Annotated in this window: 22 protein-coding genes and 1 pseudogene; 10 read left to right on the forward strand and 13 right to left on the reverse strand. The window is 64.6% G+C overall.

What is annotated here, in order from left to right; genetic code table 11:
* Positions 1–82: 82 nt before the first annotated feature.
* The 7 genes and pseudogenes from DRB87_RS05015 to DRB87_RS05045 form a co-directional block, all read right to left on the reverse strand.
* Positions 83–2160: pseudogene (locus DRB87_RS05015) on the reverse strand (flagellar biosynthesis protein FlhA).
* 4 nt (positions 2161–2164) lie between these two features.
* A complete protein-coding gene (flhB, locus tag DRB87_RS05020; RefSeq protein ID WP_130025101.1) occupies positions 2165–3331 on the reverse strand; it encodes a flagellar type III secretion system protein FlhB in 1167 nt (388 codons plus the stop codon).
* Positions 3332–3335: 4 nt separating this feature from the next.
* The gene (locus tag DRB87_RS05025; RefSeq protein WP_240756185.1) at positions 3336–4151 is read right to left on the reverse strand and encodes a flagellar biosynthetic protein FliR; all 816 of its coding nucleotides are present in this window, start codon (positions 4149–4151) and stop codon (positions 3336–3338) included.
* Between the two features lie 39 nt (positions 4152–4190).
* Complete coding sequence (gene fliQ / locus DRB87_RS05030) at positions 4191–4463, reverse strand: flagellar biosynthesis protein FliQ (protein WP_130025102.1); 273 nt, start codon at positions 4461–4463, stop codon at positions 4191–4193.
* Between the two features lie 10 nt (positions 4464–4473).
* Positions 4474–5268 carry a flagellar type III secretion system pore protein FliP gene (locus DRB87_RS05035; protein WP_370363934.1) on the reverse strand — a complete coding sequence of 265 codons (795 nt, stop codon included), beginning with the start codon at positions 5266–5268 and terminating at the stop codon, positions 4474–4476.
* Positions 5269–5291: 23 nt separating this feature from the next.
* Entirely contained in the window at positions 5292–5810 is a 519-nt protein-coding gene (locus DRB87_RS05040; RefSeq protein WP_165385237.1) for a FliM/FliN family flagellar motor switch protein, read from the reverse strand.
* 16 nt (positions 5811–5826) lie between these two features.
* Complete coding sequence (locus tag DRB87_RS05045; RefSeq protein ID WP_130025104.1) at positions 5827–6684, reverse strand: FliM/FliN family flagellar motor switch protein; 858 nt, start codon at positions 6682–6684, stop codon at positions 5827–5829.
* 214 nt (positions 6685–6898) lie between these two features.
* Here DRB87_RS05045 and DRB87_RS05050 point away from each other — a divergent pair, with 214 nt between their 5' ends.
* A complete protein-coding gene (locus DRB87_RS05050; protein ID WP_130025105.1) occupies positions 6899–7231 on the forward strand; it encodes a flagellar hook-basal body complex protein FliE in 333 nt (110 codons plus the stop codon).
* A 67-nt stretch (positions 7232–7298) separates the two neighbouring features.
* Here DRB87_RS05050 and DRB87_RS05055 read toward each other — a convergent pair whose 3' ends face one another.
* A complete protein-coding gene (locus tag DRB87_RS05055) occupies positions 7299–8207 on the reverse strand; it encodes a LysR family transcriptional regulator (protein WP_130025106.1) in 909 nt (302 codons plus the stop codon).
* A 308-nt stretch (positions 8208–8515) separates the two neighbouring features.
* Here DRB87_RS05055 and DRB87_RS05060 point away from each other — a divergent pair, with 308 nt between their 5' ends.
* The gene (locus DRB87_RS05060) at positions 8516–9928 is read left to right on the forward strand and encodes a methyl-accepting chemotaxis protein (RefSeq protein ID WP_130025107.1); all 1413 of its coding nucleotides are present in this window, start codon (positions 8516–8518) and stop codon (positions 9926–9928) included.
* A gap of 123 nt (positions 9929–10051) precedes the next feature.
* Here the strand turns inward: DRB87_RS05060 and DRB87_RS05065 are convergent, their stop codons facing one another.
* From DRB87_RS05065 to DRB87_RS05085, 5 genes are all read right to left on the reverse strand, one after another.
* Positions 10052–10354 (reverse strand): hypothetical protein, encoded by a 303-nt coding sequence (locus DRB87_RS05065; protein ID WP_130025108.1) that lies wholly within the window; start codon positions 10352–10354, stop codon positions 10052–10054.
* A gap of 538 nt (positions 10355–10892) precedes the next feature.
* Positions 10893–11483, reverse strand: a complete 591-nt coding sequence (locus DRB87_RS05070; RefSeq protein ID WP_240756187.1) for a hypothetical protein — start codon at positions 11481–11483, stop codon at positions 10893–10895.
* Positions 11484–11598: 115 nt separating this feature from the next.
* A complete protein-coding gene (locus tag DRB87_RS05075) occupies positions 11599–11736 on the reverse strand; it encodes an entericidin A/B family lipoprotein (protein WP_017235270.1) in 138 nt (45 codons plus the stop codon).
* Positions 11737–11842: 106 nt separating this feature from the next.
* Positions 11843–12049 carry a CsbD family protein gene (locus DRB87_RS05080; RefSeq protein ID WP_017235271.1) on the reverse strand — a complete coding sequence of 69 codons (207 nt, stop codon included), beginning with the start codon at positions 12047–12049 and terminating at the stop codon, positions 11843–11845.
* 253 nt (positions 12050–12302) lie between these two features.
* Positions 12303–13784, reverse strand: coding sequence for a histidine kinase (locus DRB87_RS05085; protein WP_130025109.1), 1482 nt, complete (start codon positions 13782–13784; stop codon positions 12303–12305).
* Between the two features lie 269 nt (positions 13785–14053).
* Between DRB87_RS05085 and DRB87_RS05090 the strand changes: the two genes are divergently transcribed.
* The 8 genes from DRB87_RS05090 (at position 14054) to DRB87_RS05125 (ending at position 20726) form a co-directional block, all read left to right on the forward strand.
* A complete protein-coding gene (locus DRB87_RS05090) occupies positions 14054–14230 on the forward strand; it encodes a DUF1328 family protein (RefSeq protein WP_017235273.1) in 177 nt (58 codons plus the stop codon).
* A gap of 97 nt (positions 14231–14327) precedes the next feature.
* Entirely contained in the window at positions 14328–14489 is a 162-nt protein-coding gene (locus DRB87_RS05095) for a DUF1328 domain-containing protein (RefSeq protein ID WP_017235274.1), read from the forward strand.
* 138 nt (positions 14490–14627) lie between these two features.
* Positions 14628–15272: a response regulator transcription factor gene (locus tag DRB87_RS05100; protein WP_017235275.1), complete on the forward strand. Its 645-nt coding sequence runs from the start codon at positions 14628–14630 to the stop codon at positions 15270–15272.
* Between the two features lie 13 nt (positions 15273–15285).
* On the forward strand, positions 15286–15708 hold the full coding sequence (locus DRB87_RS05105; protein ID WP_017235276.1) for a response regulator: 423 nt from the start codon (positions 15286–15288) through the stop codon (positions 15706–15708).
* A 158-nt stretch (positions 15709–15866) separates the two neighbouring features.
* Positions 15867–16901 (forward strand): methionine ABC transporter ATP-binding protein, encoded by a 1035-nt coding sequence (locus tag DRB87_RS05110; RefSeq protein WP_026132220.1) that lies wholly within the window; start codon positions 15867–15869, stop codon positions 16899–16901.
* The gene (locus DRB87_RS05115; RefSeq protein ID WP_017235278.1) at positions 16891–17544 is read left to right on the forward strand and encodes a methionine ABC transporter permease; all 654 of its coding nucleotides are present in this window, start codon (positions 16891–16893) and stop codon (positions 17542–17544) included. The genes DRB87_RS05110 and DRB87_RS05115 overlap by 11 nt, the downstream gene beginning before the upstream one ends.
* A gap of 57 nt (positions 17545–17601) precedes the next feature.
* A complete protein-coding gene (locus tag DRB87_RS05120; RefSeq protein ID WP_130025110.1) occupies positions 17602–18414 on the forward strand; it encodes a MetQ/NlpA family ABC transporter substrate-binding protein in 813 nt (270 codons plus the stop codon).
* Between the two features lie 545 nt (positions 18415–18959).
* The gene (locus DRB87_RS05125; protein ID WP_130025111.1) at positions 18960–20726 is read left to right on the forward strand and encodes an EAL domain-containing protein; all 1767 of its coding nucleotides are present in this window, start codon (positions 18960–18962) and stop codon (positions 20724–20726) included.
* Positions 20727–20769: the final 43 nt, after the last annotated feature.

Below are 20769 nucleotides of genomic sequence, written 5' to 3' on the forward strand. Positions count from 1 at the left end.
CCGAAAACTGGCCTGACCCACCGCTACATAAGGCCTCTCGCGCCGCTGCCTGCCCCACAAGAAGCTCGACGATGGACGTTTTTCATCCCAGCGTTCCCGCCACTTCGATCTCCTTCGTTTGCGGCACCTCGTTATACGAGAGCACATGCAGCCCGCTCGCGAACATCCGTGCATAGCGCGCGAGCAGCGGCCGGAGTTGCGGCATCACGAGCAGCACCGGCGCGTGGCCGGTTTGCTTCATGTTCTCGCGTGCCTGCGGCATGTGGGCCTGCAACTGTTCCAGCAATTGCGGATCGAGCGGGAAAGCGTCGGCAGTGGTCTTGCCCGACTGCTGCGCGGCGGTATAGGCGCCCAGCAACAGGTTCTCAAGATCGGTCGTGAGCTGATAGACGTGCAGCGTTGGCGCATCGCCAATCAGGCCGTGCACCAACCGGCGCCCCAGCGCACTGCGCGCCTCGGCGGCCAGCACCAGCGGCTCCTTGCTCGTCGCGGCTGCGTTGACCAGCGCCGTCGCCAGCACACCGATGTCCTGCAACGACACGCTTTCGGCGAGCAACTGACGAATGACCGCCAACTGCTGTTGATGCGTGAGCGCCTTGTCCAGCGCGTCGGCCAGCGCGGGCGACAACTCACGCAAGCGCTCACCGAGCGAGGTGACGTCCTGATAGGTGAACAGATCGGCCAGATGGGTCTTCATCGCTTGCTGGACGTGTGTGGCGATCACGCCGGCGGGATCGACAATCTGGTAACCCAGCCCCAGCGCATGCGCGCGCTGCTCCGGCTCGATCCACACGACAGGCATGCCGAAGGACGGATCGATGGCGGGCATGCCGTCGAGGTCGCCATAGCAATCGGGCGCCGCAATCGCCATCAACCGATCGTGCGGCAGCGACGCGCTGGCGACGCGTACACCGCCAACGTCAATTGCATATTCATTCGCCCCTAGGCCGAGTCCGGTATCCAGCCGGACCGCCGGCACGAGGAAGCCCATGGTCTGCGAGAGCGTTTGCCGCATGCCGTAGAGACGTTGCACCAGCGGCGCACCGTCTCGCTTGTCCGCAAGGCTCACGATCTGATAGCCGAGGCTGACGGTCACCGGCGAGACGAACGGTAGTTGCTGCCATGTGAGTGTGGGGGCTCGTGAGCGCCGAGCGCCGCTTCGAGCGCGTCGGTGTCGTCGGTGACGTCGGGCGCGCGGCGTTGGCCGACGCGCCACGCCACGAATCCCACGACGGCCGCGAACGCCAGGAACGGCGCGGTCGGCATGCCCGGAATCAGCGCCAGCACGAACATCAGCACGGCGACGCTCGCCAGCACCGACGGCGACGCGAGCAACTGGTCGCCGACTTGCTTTTCGAAGTCGCCGGCGTCGGACACCCGCGTGACGATGATCGCCGCCGCCGCCGAGAGCAGCAGTGCCGGGATCTGCGCGACCAGACCGTCGCCGATGGTCAGCAGCGAGTATTGGCGGAAGGCATCGCCCGCACTCATGCCGTGCATCGTCACGCCGATGGCGACACCGCCGATCAGATTGATGAGCAGGATAAGAATGCCCGCCACCGCGTCTCCGCGCACGAATTTCGACGCCCCGTCCATCGCGCCGTAGAAGTCGGCTTCGGCACTCACCTCTCGACGGCGAGTCTGTGCGGCTTCCTGATTGATGAGCCCGGCGTTCAGGTCGGCGTCGATGGCCATCTGCTTGCCGGGCAGCGCGTCGAGCGTGAAGCGTGCCGAGACTTCGGAGATGCGCTCCGCGCCCTTGGTGACGACCACGAAGTTGATGATCATCAGGATCACGAACACCACGAGGCCCACGACGAAGTTGCCGCCGATGACGACATTGCCGAACGATTCGACGACGCTACCGGCCGCATGGGTGCCTTCGTTGCCCTTGAGCAGCACCACGCGCGTGGACGCGACGTTCAACGTCAGACGCATGAGCGTCGTGGCGAGAATGACCGTCGGGAAGACCGAGAAGTCGAGCGGACGCCGCACCGACAGGCTCACCAGGATCACGACCATCGAAAGCACGATGTTGAACGTGAAGAGCGTGTCGAGCAGCAGCGGCGGCAGCGGCAGGATCACCATCGCGAGGATGGCGAAGACGAGAAGCGGCGTCAGGAATTTTTGACGCCGAAGGTGGGTCAGTAGTCGGCTCATGAGTTCAGGGACGGGGGCGTTTGTCGGTTGGGGCGGTTGGATCAGTAGGATCGGAGAGTGCGGCGGGCACGGCGGGCGTGTCCGGACGGTCGGGGTGTGTGGCGCGTTCGCCGGTTCGCCATGCGCGCAGTTGCAGCACGTAGGCAAGAATCACCGCGACCGCTTCGTATAGCGCGGCGGGAATCTGCTGGTTGACCTGGCTCGTGTGGTAAAGCGCTCGCGCCAGCGGCGGGGCACTCACGACGTCGATCTTGTGGTCGCGGGCGATCTGGCGCAGCACGCCCGCCATTTCGTCAAGGCCGCGCGCCACGACATAGGGCGCTTGCGCACGCTCGGTGTCGTACTTGAGTGCGATGGCGTAGTGCGTTGGGTTGACGATCACCACGTCGGCCAACGGCACCGTGCGGCGCAAGCTGCGCTCGGCCATACGACGCTGGATCTGTCGAATACGCTGTTTGACTTCGGGACGTCCCTCGGACTGCTTGTGCTCGTTCTTGACTTCCTGCTTGGTCATGCGTTGCTCACGCAGGAAGAAGTAGCGCTGCATCGGCAGGTCGAGCAACGCGAATGCCACGAACGCGCCGCCGAGCACGAGCACAGCGTCGCGCAACAGCCTGAGTCCCACGGCAATCGCCTCGCGCGAGGCACTCGCCTGCAGGGCGAGCAACGCGTCCCAGTGCGCGCGCACGACAAAGACCAACACGGCCGCCACCAGCACAACCTTCGCTACGGCGATGCCCACCTGCGCGTAGTGCTTCATCGAGACGAGTCGGCCCAGGTTGGCTTTGGGCGAGAGCCGCTGCCACTTGGGCTTGAGCAGCGTCGTGCTGAAGACGTAGCCCCCGGGCAGCATGGCCGCCACGCTGATGCACAGCGGAATCGCGGCCAGCGGCGCGAGGAGCTTGACGAGCAGCCACATCGCCGCCGGCAGCAAGGCCGTCCACGCGTCGTCGAAGCCGATGCCGGCGAGATCCGCGAACGCCGCGGCGTAGAGCGAGCGGAATGCGTCGAGCTGCGCGGGCGCGGTGACAGCGAGCACGGCCACACTGCTCATGATGCCGACCGCCGTGGCCGTATCGCGCGAGCGCGCCACCTGTCCCTGCTCGCGTGCGCGGCGCAGCTTCTGGGACGAGGGGGCTTCGGACTTGTCGCCGGTGTCTTGGGTCGTCATGGGCTCAAATCGGTCGGGCGACGGGGCCGAGCGCGTCGAGCACGCGTTCGGTCAGCGCCAGGTAGTGGGTAGGTAGGGCCGGGATGACCGCCGAGAGCACAACGAGGCCGACGGCCGTCGTCACGGCGAAGCCCAGCGAGAACAGGTTCAGCGCCGGCGCGGCGCGATTGAGCAGACCGAGCCCGAACTGAACGACGAAGGTCGTCAGCACCACGGGCAGCGCCAGCGTTACGGCAGCCGCCAGCGTCCAACCCAGCGCTCGCAACAAACCGGCGAGGTCGCTGAGCGGCAGTCCCCCGCCGATGGGCCACACCTCGAAGCTGCGGCCAACGATGGCCACCGCGATGAGATGCGCGTCGGCGATGAAGAACAGCAGGGTGCCGAGGCAGACCATCAGCAGCGAGACCGGCTCGCTGGCTTCGCCGTTCATCGGATCGTTCATGGCCGCCATGGCCAGTCCCATCTGCGACGCGCACAGGTAGCCCACAAGGGTGAGCAGGCTGCGCACGATGAAGAAGGCCAGCCCCAGACACGCGCCGATGATCGCTTGCTCCGCGGCCAGCGCCATGCCGGCCAGCGAGAACGGATCGATCGGGGGCACGCCGCCTTTGGCGAGCACCGGCCATAGCGACAGGCTGAGCACGAGCGCGACCAGTACGCGCCAGCGCATCGGCACCACGCCCTCGCCGACGAGCGGCAGCATGCTCAGCGCGGCAACGAAGCGACAGAACGGCCACCACAGCATCACGAGCTGCGCGGGCCATTGGGCGAGCCAGCCTTCGAGGCCAGGCCAGGCGGCCAAGGGAAGAGGAAACGGCATGATCGGGGGTCCGGCTGCGGGCGTTGGCGGCGCGCCGCGCTACCCAGCGAGCGTCGCCGCGCGGGCGAAGATGTCGGCGGCGAAATCGGTGAGCGTGCCGGCGAGCCATGGCGCCGCGAGCCCGAGCGTCAGCAGTGTGACGATCAGGCGCGGCAGGAACGACAGCGTCTGCTCGTTGATCTGTGTCGCGGCTTGAAAGAGCGCCACGACCAGACCGGTCACAAGGCTCGGCACGATGAGCACGAGCACGATGACGATCACGAGCCGCAGGGCGTCCAGCCCCATGTCGATGGCGATGTCGCTGGTGAGCATGGCGTTCTCCTCAGACCGCCTGCACGCTGGTGACGAGCGTGCTGACCGTGAGTGTCCAGCCGTCGATGAGCACGAACAGCAGGAGCTTGAGCGGCAACGAGACGACCAGCGGCGAGAGCATCATCATGCCCATGGCCATGAGCACCGAGGCCACCACCAGATCGATGACGAGAAACGGCACGAAGAGCATCGCGCCGACTTGAAACGCCGTCTTGAGTTCGCTCAGCAGGAATGCCGATGCCTTGACCAGGAAGCTATGCGCCTGCGGCTCGGCAACGTGCGTCTCGCCGGTCAGCCGGGCCATCAGTTCGAGCGACGTCTGACGCGTTTGTGCAAGCATGAAGCGAGAGAGCGGCGCTTCGCCGACGCGAATCGCTTCGGTCAGCGTGATGCGATTTTCGTCATAGGGCACGACCGCCTGCGTCCAGATCGCTTCGCCGACAGGGCGCATGACGAGCAGGCTGAGCAGCAAGGCCATGCCGGTTAGCACGCGCGAGGGCAGCCCCTGCTGCAGGCCCAGTGCCTGGCGCAGCAACGCGAGGATGATGGCAAAACGCACGAACGTGGTCATCACCATCAGCAGCATCGGCAGCAGTCCCAGGAGCGTCATCAGAATGAGCAACTGGGTCTTGACGGAGAAGTCGGTGGTGCCGCCTTGCGTGCGCAGGCGCATCAGTTCGCCCGTCTCGTCGGCGTGCGCTCCGGTGGCGAACAGCGCGAAGCCGATCGCGAGGATCGCGAGCACGAGCGTCTCCGAGGCGCACATCGGAAAGTTGCGCGACGCGTGAAGGCGCGAGCGCCGCAGGCGCAGGCGGTGTAGCGCGGCTTTCATGGCGCCAGCCGGTCCAGCTCGAGCGCATCGAGCGTGAGGATCTTCAGCCCGTACTGCGCACCCGAGACGACGACTTCCGCCAGTCCCACCGGCACACCGTTGACCAGCACGGCAAGCGGTGCACCCGCCGCGCGATCGAGACTCAGCACGTCGTCGGCACGCAGGGCCGCCAGCTCGCCCAGCGTAAGACGCGTTGCGCCGACTTCGAGCGTGAGCTTCACCGGCACACGGCGCAGCGTCTCGCGCATGGCGAGCGGCACCGGTGCTGTGCCGGCCGCGTCAGCGGAACGGGAGGCGGGCGCGGCGTTGTCGCTGCCCGTCTCACCGAGCCAGTCACCGGCTAAATCGTCAGGCAGATCGGCGAGGTCGGCGAGGTGGGTCAGCGCGCCGAGCGCAGGCAGATCATCGGTCAGCGCGTCCATCCGCCGATCGGCAGCGGTGGACGTCGTGACGTCGGCGGGCGCACCGGCGTGAGGCGCTTGACCGGACGGGGCGTGAGGAAAGTGGGTAGACATGACGAATACAGAGTCCTTACTCAAGAGTTTGGAAGTGCGTGAGGCACAAGTGCGCATCGCGCTCGACAATATCGGCGCTCATCAACGGGTCGTTGTCCACGCAAACGAGGGCGCGTTGCATGAACCGCACCGGCAGGACATCCCCCGGTTGCGCGTCGAGCAGCGCGCCGAGCGACAAGTCGACGTCGAGCCAGTGCGCGCTCAGGCGCACCGGAATCGTGGTGACGTCGCAGGCGGGCGGCGTGTGCTCGGCGACACGTTCCCCCGCGTCGGGGCCGAGCATGGTCAGCCAGCGGCGTGCGTCCTCCGCCGCGAGCCGGAAGGTGACCGTGCCCAGCGGCGCATCGGCCGCACGATCCGCGATGCGCGCGCCGATCCAGAGCGACGGCGGCGTCGACCCCGGGGCGCTCTGCAGGGTCTCGACATACGCCGTGGTCGGCGACATCTCGGCGGAGACGGCCTGGCGCAGTGCGTCGAGCATCTGCCTCGCGAAGCGCGTCACGAAACGCTCGTAGGTCGCCGCAGGTGGCGCGGCGTGCAGGGCGGGCGGCCCGACGAAGTCGTCCGCGTCGTAGCGCAGCCGGAACGCGTCGCGCAGCAGTCCCGCGTCGATGGCAACGTCGATGCCGTGACCGTCCACCTGAAAGCGCTGCACGATGACATCGGTGACGCTCGGCGCGCTGGCGCTCACCGACATGGCGGCGACGCGCCATGCCATAGCATGACGATGGCGAACGTGCTGCGGCAATTGGACATCGAGGCGCGAGCGCAGCCGCTCGGTCAGGGGGTCGAGGAGCTGCGTCGGCTGTCCCAGCCGGCACGGATCGAGTGCCCGGATCGCGCCGGGCGGCGTAGGCGCGTGCATTGTGTTCATGTGTTTGGATGTCGGTTCGCAGAGCTCGGTGGCGCAGGGAAGTTCGCATCCTAAAGGCGTCCTCCCCCTGTGTTGATGGGGAATGACTCAACTGCGTGGGCTTTGGGGGATTCCCCATTCTGGGTGGGGGAGAGTGTGCGTAAAGTGCGGAGTCTTGTCGGTGCTGCCTGCCTTACGCGCGCGGCACACCTCGAAACTCACTCAGGAGATCCGAATGCCCGTCTCGATGGAACAGTCATTGATGGCTGAGATGCGTCGCATGCATGCGACGCAGCGCGAACTGGATAGCGTGGCGGGTGTGCGCGACGCAGACCCTGCTCTGGCCGGTGCTTCAGTCGGTCCCGACTTCGGCGCGATGCTGCGCAGCGTGGACGCGGCCCAGCGCGACGCCGGCGAGCGCATGCGCGCATTCGATCTGGGCCAGAGCGACGACCTGACCGGTGCGATGCTGGCGAGCGCTCAGGCCGACTTGTCGTTTTCGTTGCTGATGCGAACGCGTGACAAGGTCGTGGGCGCAGTGGAGGAGTTGGTACGCATGCCGTTCTGAGCGGGACGCGACAAGCGGGGTGCGTCGCTGGGGCTCCCGTGCCGACGCGCGGACGAACCGCAGGCGGTTACCGCAACGTTGCCGGTTCGTCAGTGACCGTGGCGAAGCACTGGGCGAGAAATCGCTCGGTCGGGCGCGACAGGGCGTCGGCATGCGGCACGAGCGCCGTCAGCAGACGCTTGAGGCCATGCGGGGGATCGATGCGAATCGAAGCGAGTGCCGCGTCTTCGTGACGCATCGACATCGCCGACACGAAGCCCACGCCCATGCCCGCCCGCACGGCTTCCTTGATACTTTCCACCCCGGCCAGTTCCAGTGCCACGCGAGGCGCGAGTCCGGCCACCGAGAATGCGCGCGCGACCAGCGCTCGCACCCCCGAACCCGGTTCGCGCAGGATCAACGGGAACTCGGCGATCGCCTGCAGCGATGCGCCTTGCGGATGTCGCGCGAGGGGATGGTCGGCCCGGGCAATGGCAACGACTTCGTCGTCGCGCCAGGGACGCACCGCGATCTCCGGCGACAGTCCCGGCGGCACGGCGCCTTCGATGAAGGCCACGTCGAGCCGATCGAGTTGCGCCACGATTTCACTGGTATTGCCGTCGATGATATGCAGTGCGACGGCAGGGTAGCGTTGATGGAATTCCGCAATTGCGTAAGGCAGCAGGTAGCTTGCCGGCGTCGTACTCGCCCCGATGCGCAGCGCCCCGGTTTCCATGCCGCGCAGGCTATCGCGCAGTGCCATGGCCTGGCGATAGTCCTGCCGCAGCTTGTTGGCGTATACGGCGACCTGCTCGCCCACGGCCGTCAACCGGATGCCGCGTCCATCGCGTCGATACAACGGCTCGCCGAACGACTCCTGCAACAGCCGCAACTGGCCGGAGACGGCCGGTTGCGATAGGTGCAGCGCTTGCGCCGCATGACTGATGTTGCCGAGTTCGGCCACGGTCGCGAAGGTGAGCAATTGGTCCGGCGTCATATCGAATCCATCGGATAGGGTGATGATTTGTCATCATCATAGCCATTATTCGGATGATTGCGTGCCGACGCGACACTGCCCTGTCAGTAAGTCCCGCGTAAGCCGTGCATGAGAGGGTGGTCCTATAAAGTCGGAAGCGCGGGGCGGCGACCAGCGAGACAATCCTCAAGTCGACCGTTTTTTCTCCCGTTATCTCTTTCGACACACCAGCGTGTGGCGCGAGCGTCTGCCCCGATGTTTTCCGTCCGGTACGGCGACTGTCGCGCCCTCGTCATAACAAGTGGATCAGAGACGCGAGGAGACTGACAATGGGGCTATTCACGCGCACCCGGGGAGCGGCGCAAACCGTCAACATCATGAACGAGGTAGCGGCCAATGCCGGCACCCTCGGCGTTGAACTATGCGATATCGCCGGTAACGTCGACGAGATCGCCGTTCGCATCAAGCGTCAGGCCGACGTGTTTCAGGCGCTGCACCAAACGGCCACCGAGACCAGCGAAGGCAACCAACGTATCGCCAGCGCCGCGCGCGAGGCCCGGGATGTGGCCGATCGCGCGAGCGCCGAAATTGCGGCGTCGCGCCACACGGCCGACGCGTCATTGGCATCGATCCATGGTCTCGTGGAGGGTGTCTCCGGCATGGCTGGCGAAATCGCCGGGCTGCGCGACGCGCTCGATCACGTCGGCAAGGTGGCGGAAGGTATTTCGGTCATCGCCCGCCAGACCAATCTGCTGGCGCTCAACGCCGCCATCGAAGCCGCGCGCGCCGGGGCGGCCGGGCGCAGCTTCGCGGTCGTGGCCACCGAGGTCAAACTGCTCGCGAGCAAGACGGCCGAGGCGACGCAGCAGATCGAGCACACGCTCGCCACGCTGGGCGAGCGCACCGAGCGCCTGATGCGCGAGAGCAACGCGAATGTTGCGCGCGCCAACGACGCCCGCGAAGGCACCCGCGCCATCGCCAGCGTGATCGAGACGGCCGGGACTGCGCTCGACACGTTCGACCGTCAGGCCGGACAGATCGCGCAGGCCAGCGAAGCCATCGAAAGCGAATGCGCCACGCTCGTCGCCCACGTCGATGAAATGGCCGACGGCGTTTCGCATTCGGCGGAACACGTTGAGCGTGCGCGCGAGCGCATCAACGGTTTGCTGGGCGTCTCGGAGCATCTGATCGGCCTGATCGCCGGCAGCGACGTCGAGACAGAGGACACGCCGTTCATTCGCGCGGTACGCCGCGCGGCCAAGCAGGTCGGGGAGAGCTTCGAGGCGGCGCTTGCCAAGGGCAAGATCACCGAGCAGGCATTGTTTGACCGCCGCTACGAGCCGATCCCCGGTTCGAACCCGCAGCAGTTGATGGCGAGCTTCACGCGGTTTACCGACGAGACGCTGCCGGCCATCCAGGAGCCGTTGCTCGCGCTCAACGAACGCATCGCCTTTTGCGCCGCCGTCGACGAGAACGGCTATCTGCCGACGCATAACCGCAAGTTCTCGCAGGCACCGACCAACGATCCGGTCTGGAATGCCGCGCATTGCCGCAACCGGCGTTTGTTCAACGACCGCACGGGCGCGGCCGCCGGACGCAACACCCAACCGCTGCTGCTGCAGACTTACCGGCGCGATATGGGCGGCGGGGAGTTCATGGTGATGAAAGACGCCTCGGCTCCGATTTATGTGAATGGGCGTCATTGGGGCGGTTTTCGTATCGCCTATCGCGTCGGTCGCTAGACCCGTTGCGCCGGTCGGCGCCGCCAACGACAACGCGCCACGACTTCGCAGTCGGTGGCGCGTTCATTTTTCCGGGAGCGGTGCGTTAGCCGGTGAGTCAGCCCGCGTGACGCCGGCCGTTGCTCAATCGCGATGCCAGCGGTCTCGGCGCCAGTGGCCGTGCCCGTAACCGTAGTACGGACGACCGTAGTAGCCCCGCGGAGGACCGTAATAGATTGGCGCGGGCGCGACATAGACGGGCGGCGGGGCATAGTAGACGGGCGGCGGGGGCGCGACGTACACGGGGGCCGGCGCATAGACCGGTGCCGGGACGACTAGCGGCAAGCCAATGCCGATACCGACCGAGACGTGAGCCTGCGCTGTCCCGACGGCACCCGCAGCGAGCGCGATCCCCGCGATGGCAAGGGCGGCAAACTTGGTTTTCATGACATTTCTCCTGCGGACTTGGCAGCGTACTGATGACCGCGCCCGGACGGCACCATGCCGTGCGACGCGCCGGGTGCCCTTGAGCACCGTTGTTCGTCAGATTCCTTGGCTTAACTTTACTGAAGTTCCGAAACACGGGCGTGGCGCAATTGTTGCAAAGTATGCGCATTGACACGGCACAGGGAACGTCCGGGCGTAGAAAAGCAGCCGCCAAACGTGTGAATCAAGCGCTCATTCTATTCAGAATCAACGATTTGCGCTCGTTTCGGTGAGCGTCTCGCGTTGCCGGGCTCGCGTCGGCTAGCGTCAGGTCGGGCCGCGCTTGTTACATTCATTTACATGCACGCTCGCCGCCTGTGGCACAAAAACAGCAGGCGAAAGCTGCTTTTGCCGCATCCGCCCGCCATCGACGTCGCGGGACTGCACGCAACGCCGCCGTCTCCTCCCTGCCTAGCCGGTTCGCCCGGTGCGTCCGGATCTGCTGCTTTTTGGGACGGATCCGTGGCCGCGATCCGCATGGTTTGGGAGATCCCTGCGCTTACTGGTGGAAGCGCGCCCTGGCGTGTGCCTCGCAGGTGTCCTTGGGAATGCCGGCCAGCGCGTCGCAGCGTTCGAGCGCGGCCTTGTACTGCGCCTTGTCCGCCTCGGCATTGGCGTCCTGCCGCGCGGCCATCGTGTCCTTCGACGATTCCCGGCTCGTGCGCATGACCTTGGCATCGCCGTAGGCCTTGGTTTTGGCGGCTTCGGCGTCCTTGACGCAAACGTCCTCGTCGTTGCCCTTCTTGTCGTCGCAGCGCAACTTGGCAACGCGGTAATCGGCGTCGGCCTTCGCGATGGCGGCCTCGTAGCGCGCCTTGGGTGTTTGCTCATAGTCGGCCTGCGCATTGGCCTTGGCAATGGCTTCGTTGCCCTTTGCACGCTCGACGCAGACACGCTTCGCGTTGTCCTTGAGCGCTTTGCAACGCGCGACCGACGCCTTGTAGTCGGCCTCGGCCGATTTCTGCGTCGCCTCGTAGCGATCCTTGGCCGCCGCGTCGGCTGCGTGGGCCGCCGCGGTGCTCAGCATTCCCGCGGTGCCCACGGTCAGGCTGGCGCAGGTCAGGATGTTCATGACAGTTCGATGTGACATGTCGGGGTCCTCCTTCAGGCTGGCAATGGAATGCGCATGAGGCGCAATGCCGATGCATCGAGTTTCGGGGGGGCGGGGGGACATGCGGTGAACGTGGATTCGGCGATATGCCGGGTTACTTGGCGCGATCGGCGGCGCCCTGAATGGCTTCGCCCCCTCGTTCGACATCCTTGCCCGCGCCGTGGATGGTGTTGCAACCGGCGAGGCCCAGGGCGAAGCCGGAGAGCAATGCGATGGCGATCAGTCGTTTCATTTGAATGTCTCCTTTGACAAAGGATGTTGTGCGACGCGCGGTACGCGCGCGAAGTGAGCGGGGCGCGTCGGGGCGCCCGCCGTTGGGCGGGCACGGCGGCAAGCGCTTACCAGAGCTTGTGTTGGTCGTTCCACGTGTCGACTTCGCGTTCGGCTTCGGCCTTCGCCTTGCCATAGCGCTCCTGGATCGTCCCCACGAACTTGTCGCGGTTGCCTTCGATCTTGAGCAGATCGTCATCCGTCAGGTTGCCCCACTGCTTCTTCGCTTCGCCCTTGAGTTGGTTCCACTTGCCCTTGATCAGATCCGAGTTCATAGCAACTCCTTCATGTTGGGTTGGGATAGGTTCGGTTCGGAGAATTTCTATCGCTTCGGCACGCAAGGCGGCGCGCCCCGTCGCCGCGCTTTCGATGCGGCACGAGATTCCATGGTAGGGAGTGCGAAGCGTTCGCGATGTCAGCCGCGATAGCGTCGCGGCGTAGGTGGCGTCGGGTTGCGCTGTCGGCGCATTCCGACGTGCTCGGTATCGAGGACGCAGTACCGAGGACGCCGTATTGAGGATGAGAGGATTAAGGCGTTTGCGGCGAGGCGCTCGCGCCGTCGTCGGGCTTCCCGGGGGCAGGTGTATGTGTGGCGGTGCTTTCGGTGACTTCTGTCGCGATGTTGGGCGCGTCCGCCGGATTGCACAACGGCAGCACGACCTGGATCTCGGTGCCGATTCGCAGCGGCAGCGAGTGAATGTCGATGCGTCCGCCCTTGGCGGAGACCCGTTGGCGCATGCCGAACAGGCCATGTGTCTTGGGCTTGTTGAACTGATCCGGTGTGAGACCGATACCGTTGTCGATGACTTCGAGACGCACACGCTGATCGTCGCATGCCAGCGCCACGCGCACCGTGGTGGCACGCGCGTACTTGCCCGCGTTCGTGAGCGCTTCCTGGGCAACGCGGAACAGAACGATGGCCGTCGACTCCGGCAGGGCGAAGTCCTCTTCCGGCAGGTCGAGATCGAGCTGCCAGTGCTGTTGATCGGCGGTTTCCTCGGCGAGCGAGCGCAACGCCGTCACGAGACCGAAGTTGATCAGTACCGTCGGCCGAAGATTCTCGATGATGCGGCGCTTCGTCTGAATGCCGGCGTCGAGATTGCGCTGCGCGCGCGCGAGCTTTTCGGCGATCACCGGATCGACGTTGCGCAGCTTGTGATGCGCCCAGGTCACATCCATCTTGCAGGCGGTGAGAATCGCGCCGAGTTCGTCGTGCAGCTCGCGCGACAGACGGGTCTTCTCGTCTTCGCTGACGTTCTGCAAGTGGGTGGCCAACTCGTCCAGTTGTTCGGTGCGCTCGCGCACTACCCGATCCAGATGTGCTTGTTGCTCGCTCAACCGGTCGCGCGCGAGTCGCTCCTGCCGCATCTGCCGGCCGAGGGAACGAAACAGCAGCACGAACAGCAGGATGGTGAGCACCGAGAGCGCGCCGGCGCTTATCGCGGAGATCGCCTGATCGAAGCGTCCGTCGTCCTGTGCGGTGCGCGCGCGCGCCAGCTCGCGGTTGTACAGGTTGGTGATGCCGTCTTGCACCGGTTCCATCGTGCCGATGCCGAGACTGGCGGGCGAGAGCGCCTCTTCGAAGTTCATCGCCCCTTGCTTGACCGCCGCGCGCGCTGTTTCCATGGCGGTGATGCGCTGCGAGAACAGCGTCATCACATTGGCAAAGTCCTTCGTGGCCTGCGTGTCGCCCGTTGCTTCGTAATGCCGCACGATCAGGGCGGCGAGATCACGAATGCGCCGCACGGCCGACAGGTAGGGATCGAGATAGATCGGGTCGTTCGTGAGCAGGTAGCCGCGTTGGCTCGACACAACGGTCGACGTGCGCGCCATGATCTCGTTGAGTTCATTGGCCGCGGTCATGGCCTGCAAGGCCGCCTCGTAGGTGGACGCCAGCCGGCGGTGCGCAGACTCCAGCCCGATCAGGCTGCCAACGGTGATGGCGATCGCCGCGATCATGGCGATGATCCAGCTTCGGCGACGCAACCAGGACGTGAGCAATCGGGACATGAGGGCCTGTGGCGTGGTGTTGACGAGGGGCGTTCAGGGAATACCGATGATCGGACGCGTTTCGATCATAAGTCGAAAATCGCGTTGTTTCGCGAATTGTCAGTCAATTCCTACGCAAAAACCAGCGGGGTCCGGGCAGTCTCCTGCGCGCCGTTTTTCTACCATTCACTCAGCGTCCGAGGGTTCGCGCCGCGTTGCGCAAGCCGGTGTCGCGCCGTCGGAGGCGAACGAGGTCTCCGGGAAACGATGCATTGACCGAGGAGAGCGCTATGTTGAAGTGGGCGTTGATGTTCGCACTGATCTCGATCGTGGCGGGCCTGTTGGGCTTCACCGGGATCGCCGCGGGTGCTGCCGGGATCGCGAAGATTCTGTTCGTGCTGTTCCTGGTGCTGTTTGTGATCTTCCTGCTGCTTGGACTGACTGTCGCCAAGAAGATCGTCGATTAGACGGAGCGCTGCCGCACGGGGCTTGTCCGTGCGCTGAAGCGATACTGTGACGCGTCATGCAGACGCGCGCGGACCGTTCCCCTACAAGGAGGTTGCGATGCTTCACTATGCTGTCGTTTTTTTCGTGATCGCGTTGATCGCTGCAGTGTTCGGCTTTACGGGAATCGCCGTCGGTGCCGCAGAGATCGCAAAGATCCTGTTCTTCATCTTTCTGGTGATCTTCCTGGTCACGCTTCTCTTTGGGGTGTTCCGACGATAGACGACGTCTGGGGCCGCCCGGGCGGCTCGCCTGGCGGCCCGGCGTGCTGGCTGTGGAGGCCAGGATCTCGTGCGGCACCATTGAGAGTTACCGGCAGATGATTCATTATTCGAGCGACCGAGCGTCACTGGAGCTTAGATGTCACCGACAACAATAAAAATCCTGATTGCCGACGACCACGCGATTGTCCGTACCGGCTTCAAGCAATTCATTGCCGACGAGTCGGACATGGAAGTGCTGGGCGAAGCGGCGAGCGGCGACGAAGTGATCCGTGCGGTTCGCGATACGGCCTTCGACGTCGTGTTGCTGGATATCGCCATGCCTGACAAGAACGGTATCGATACGTTGCGCGTGATCAAACAGCTGCGCCCGGCTCAGGGCGTACTGTTCCTGTCGACGTATCCTGAAGCGCAGTATGCGGTCAACCTCCTGCGCGCCGGCGCGAACGGATATCTGATGAAGGATGCGGCGCCCGAAGAAATCATTCGGGCTATCCGCACGGTCGCGCGCGGCCACCGTTATGTCAGCGAAGGTACCGCCGACCTGCTCGCGCAGAAGCTGGACCAGCCGGGCGACGAGCCGATCCACGAGCAACTCTCGGAGCGCGAGTTCCAAGTGTTCTGCAAGCTCGCGCAGGGCCGCACGCCCACCGAAATTGCGGACGAGTTGCATCTGTCGGTAAAGACCGTCAGCACGTATCGCGCGCGCGTGCTGGAAAAGATGCATTTGAAAACCAATGCCGACCTGACGCTCTACGCGCTCAAGAACGGCTTGATCAGTTGATAGCGAGGTTGTCATGCCAACCGGGAACGCGGCAACGCATACGGGGTCCGGTTTGCCCCTCAAGGTGCTCTTGATCGAAGACTCGGCGGTCATCCGCGAAAGCCTGTCCGAAGCGCTCGGTTCGACCGGGATGCTCCAGGTGACAGGCGTGGCGGAGACGGCCGACGACGCGGTGCGCACACTCCAGGAAGATTCGTTCGACGCGGTGATCGTCGATATTCAACTGCGACGCGGCTCCGGCATGGACGTGCTCTCTTACCTGCACGACGCGGGACTGCTGCCCCAACTCATGGCCATCGTGCTCACGAACTATGCATTGGCCACGTACCGCAAGCGATGCCAGCAACTGGGCGTGCAGTACTTCTTTGACAAATCGCTCGAATTTGACCGCGTGATCGAAGTGCTCGACGACTTCGCCTCTCGCAGACAAGCGTGATCGCCGTCAGGTTCAGTTGAAATCCGATATAAGGAGATCAAGTTTTATTATTTTCATCTATTTAGATGCATGGGCTAGAATGTTGTCTTTGCACTGAATATCGAGTCAAAGCGGCGGCACTGCGGGCGGTTTCAGCAGTGGGGCTGCTATTTTTTTGCATGATCGAACTCCAGAACATTACCCAGCGTTTCGCTGGGCCCAAGGGGCCGATCGACGCGCTTTCCAATATCAGCCTGTCGATCGAGCGCGGCGAAGTCTTCGGCATCATTGGCCGAAGCGGCGCCGGCAAGAGCACGCTCGTGCGTGTCATCAACCTGCTCAATCGTCCGAGCGACGGCAGCGTGCGCGTCGACGGGCAGGACCTCACGTCGCTGTCGTCCGACGCGCTGCGTCAGGCGCGCCGCCGCATCGGCATGATCTTCCAGCACTTCAACCTGCTCAACTCGCGCACCGTCTACGAGAATGTGGCGTTGCCGCTGGAGCTGGCGGGTCTGTCGGCGGCGGAGATTCGCGCGAAGATCCTGCCGCTGCTCGAGCTCGTCGGTCTGACGGCACAAAAGGATCGTTATCCGTCGCAGATTTCCGGTGGCCAGAAGCAGCGGGTGGGCATTGCCCGCGCGCTGGCGAGCGAGCCGCAGGTGCTGCTCTCGGATGAAGCGACGTCGGCGCTCGATCCCGAGACGACGCGCTCGATTCTCGAGTTGCTCAAGCGTATCAATCGCGAGCTGGGCCTGACCATTGTGCTGATTACGCACCAGATGGAAGTCATCAAGCAGGTGTGCGACCGTGTCGCCGTGCTCGATGCCGGCCGTGTGGTCGAGCAGGGCCGTGTCATCGAGGTGTTCCTGCGCCCGCGTCACGACGTTACGCGGGCGCTTATCGGCGACGTGATTTCGCAGGAGCTGCCCGCGGGCGTTCGTGAGCGTGTCGCGTCGCGCATCGGCAACGGTCACGATCACCTGTATCGTCTGGCGTTCTCGGGCGCGGGCGTGGATCAGCCGCTGCTCTCCGAGGCGATTCGTCGCTACGAACTCGATTTCAACATCCTGCACGGCCAGATCGACGAGATCCAGGGGCAGGCGTTCGGATCGCTCGCCGTGCTGGCGGGCGGCACCCCGGCCCGGGTGGCCGAAGCCATGGCGTTCCTCGCCAGTCAAGGCGTTGTCGTTGAGGAGCTGAGCCATGTGGAGTGAAATGTTCGATCTCTTCGTCTCCTCCTTCTGGGAGACGCTCATCATGGTCGGGATTTCCGGCCTGATCGGTGCCGTGGTCGGCGTGCCGCTTGGCGTGCTGCTCTATCTCACGGATCGCAACGGCGTGTTGCAAAACCTGCCGACCAATCGTGTCGTCGGCATCCTCGTCAACGCGGTGCGCTCGACACCGTTCATCATCCTGCTCGTCGCGGTGATCCCGTTCACGCGTCTGATTGTCGGCTCGTCCATCGGCACGATGGCGGCCGTGGTGCCGCTCACCATCGCCGCCGCGCCGTTCGTCGCGCGCCTGGTGGAGACGGCCCTGCGCGAGGTCGACCGTGGCCTGATCGAGGCGGCGCAGTCGATGGGCGCGACCACCGGTCAGATCGTCACCAAGGTGTTGTTGCCCGAGGCGTTGCCCGGCATCGTGGCCGGTCTGACGATCACGTTCGTCAGTCTGGTCGGCTATTCGGCAATGGCCGGCGCCATCGGCGGCGGCGGTCTGGGCGACCTGGGCATCCGTTACGGCTATCAGCGCTTCCTGCCCGAAGTGATGATTACCGTTGTGCTGATCCTGATCGTCTTCGTGCAACTGGTCCAGACATTCGGCGATTGGCTGGTGCGCCGCCTGAGCCATAAGTAACGTCTCATATAACAACGTCGCCGGCGCACCGGCACATCACACACACGAGGTTTTTCTATGCAACGTCGCACGCTTTTCAAACTGCTGGCCGGTGTCGGTGCCGCTACGGTTTTCGCCACGCAATTCGCTGCGCCGGCGGCTGCCGCCGATGCCGTCAATCTGAAGATCGGTGTCACGGGCGGCCCGCACGCGCAGATCTTCGACGAAGTGAAGAAGGTTGCGGCCAAAGATGGCCTGAACATCAGGGTCATCGAGTTCAGCGACTATGTGCAGCCGAACGCCGCGCTGTCGTCGGGCGACCTGGACGCGAACAGCTACCAGCACCAGCCGTACCTCGACGCCCAAGTGAAGGACCGTGGCTACAAGCTCGAGTCGATCGCCAAGACCGTGATCTTCCCGATGGGCATCTATTCGAAGAAAATCAAGTCGCTGGCCGATCTGAAGACGGGCGACAAGGTGTCGCTGCCGAACGATCCGACCAACGGCGGCCGTGCCCTGTTGTTGCTGCAGAAGCAAGGTTTGCTCAAGCTGCGTGCCGACGCCGGTCTGAAGGCGACGCCGCTCGACGTGGTCGACAACCCGAAGAAGCTGAAGTTCGTGGAGCTGGACGCCGCACAACTGCCGCGCTCGCTCGACGATGTGGCGGTGGCCGTCATCAACACCAACTTCGCGATGGAAGCCGGTCTGAACCCGAAGCGTGATTCGATCGCCATCGAAGACGCCAGCGGCCCGTACGCCAACGTACTGGTCATCCGTACCGCCGACAAGAACAAGCCCTGGGTGGCCAAGCTGATCAAGGCTTACCATTCGCCGGAAGTGAAGGCCTTCATCGAGAAGAAGTTCGGCGGCTCGGTGGTCACTGCCTGGTAAGTTCGGGAGGGCGCGCCGGTCGGCGGCACCCTCGCGAAGCAACGGCAACGCTTTGCGGCGTTGCCGTTTTTTTTCGTCTCCATGCCGGAGGAATGCCGAGCTCACGCGATGGATATCCAGGGTGTTCGACGGTGATGATTCCGCCGTCTCGGCGTGTGTGGCAAATCCGACACTGTCACAGATTTGTCAAATAACGGCGATAGCCTGAGGGCAAGTAAAAGAGGGTGCCTGCGGGCACCGTCAAAAGACGCGGATACGGGCCATAGAGCAGCTACCGCAAGCGAAGCACGGGGAACGGGTGAAACGCTTCATCGGAGCGCAACGCGCCTTCGATGGGCATGGACGCGCCCGGCACATGCCCGCACAACGCAATGCGATTTGCATGATGGCGGCGCACCGCACCGACCTACGGAGTTCCCGTTGAACCTTCCCCCGCCTGTCGCGACACGTCCGCCGGAGCGCTTTGCCGCGCCTGGAACATTGCACGATGCGATATCGACGTCGGTCGCGGCGTCAGTGCCCGATGCGGAACCCGACGAGGCCGCATGGCTCGCCGAGCTGTGCGAGGGTATCGGTCTGACCTGCGTGTTCCAGCCGATTCTCGACTTTCGCACGTCGGGCGTTGCCGGCTACGAGGGGCTGGTGCGGGGCCCGCCGGCACGGCGATCCATTCGCCGCTGGCACTGTTCGCCGCAGCCCGACGTCACGGTCTGCTCGCGCCGCTCGAACTGGCGTGCCGTCGCACGGTGCTGCGTGGCTTCGTCGAGCAGGATCTGCCGGAACGCCTCTTCCTGAACATCGGCCCGGTCACCCGTGCCCATCCCGTCGGCGGCGTGAGCGAATCGCTCGGTCTCGACGAAACATTTGCCATGCTCCAGTCGCTGCGCCTCGCCCCCGAGCGTGTAGTGCTCGAACTCACGGAGCATGCACCCGCGCTGGATCTGGCAAGCACGCGCGCTTCGCTCACGGCGTATCGCGCGCTGGGTTTCGAAGTGGCGCTCGACGATATGGGCGAGGGCTACGCCAGCCTGCGGCTGTGGTCCGAGCTGCGGCCCGACTACGTCAAGATCGACCGTCATTTCGTCGACGGCATCGACACCGACACTGTCAAACTCCAGTTCGTGCGGTCGATGCGCCAGATCGCGGAGACGAGCGGCACGCGGGTCATCGCGGAGGGCATCGAGCACGCCGAGGAACTGCAGGTCGTGCGCGATCTCGGCATCTTCCTCGGTCAGGGGTATTTCATTGCGCGTCCGGAAGCCAAGCCGCAACGGGCGATCACTGCGCACGTGCGGGCGGTTGTCAACGAGCGCCGCGCCTATGTGCATCAACAACCGAGTCAACTTGGCGCGGGCAATGTGACGCTGGAGCGAATCGCGTCGTATGTGCCGCCTGTCTCGCCGGAGACCCGCAGCGAAGATGTCGTGGCGCGTTTCGAGAGCGATGCGACGCTCGATGTGCTGCCGGTGGTCGAGCATGACCGAGCCGTGGGATTGATCGGCCGCGCGTCGCTGATCGGCCGGTTCGCTCGGCCTTTTACGCGTGAACTCTATGGACGCAAGCCTTGCTCGGCCGTGATGGAGCCGCGCCCGCTCACGTTCGACAAGAGCGCGCGCATGGAGGATCTGAGTCGCATGATCGCCGAGGGCGCGAGCCGGCAAATCGCGGGCGGTTTGATCGTCACCGATCAAGGGCGATATCTGGGTGTGGCGCAGGGCCATGCCCTGATGCGTCACATCACCGATATGCAGCTCGACGCGGCGCGGTACGCCAACCCGCTCACGCTGCTGCCGGGCAACGTGCCGATCGACGACTACATGGATCGCATGATCGGTGAGCGGCAGTCGTTCTACGCCTGCTATGTCGATCTCGATAACTTCAAGCCGTTCAACGACGTGTTCGGCTACCGGCGCGGCGACGACCTGATCCAACTGGTTGCGCGCGTGCTCATGGCGGTGCGCAACCCTGAGCGCGACTTCCTTGGTCACATCGGTGGCGACGACTTTCTGGTGGTGTTCCGCAGCCCCGACTGGGAGGCGCGCTGCCGCGATGCGCTCACGCGCTTCGGCGAGGCCGTGACGGAATACTTCCATCCGGATCAGATTGCGGCGGGCGGGTTCGAAGCGGAAGATCGTCGCGGCATGATCATCTTTCACCCGATCACGAGCTTGTCGATCGGCGTGGTGGCGGTCACGCCGGAGAGCTTTCCTTCGCACGTGGAAGTCTCGGCCGCGGCGGCGGATGCCAAGAAGATGGCCAAGCGCGCCCTGGGCAACAGCCTGTTCGTCGAGCGTCGGCGCGCCCATCGGTGAGCGTGCCCGGCATGCCGCGCATGACGTAAAAAAAGCCCGCCGC

The organism is Pandoraea sp. XY-2 (assembly GCF_004193915.1).
In the GTDB taxonomy this organism is placed as follows: Bacteria; Pseudomonadota; Gammaproteobacteria; order Burkholderiales; family Burkholderiaceae; genus Pandoraea; species Pandoraea cepalis.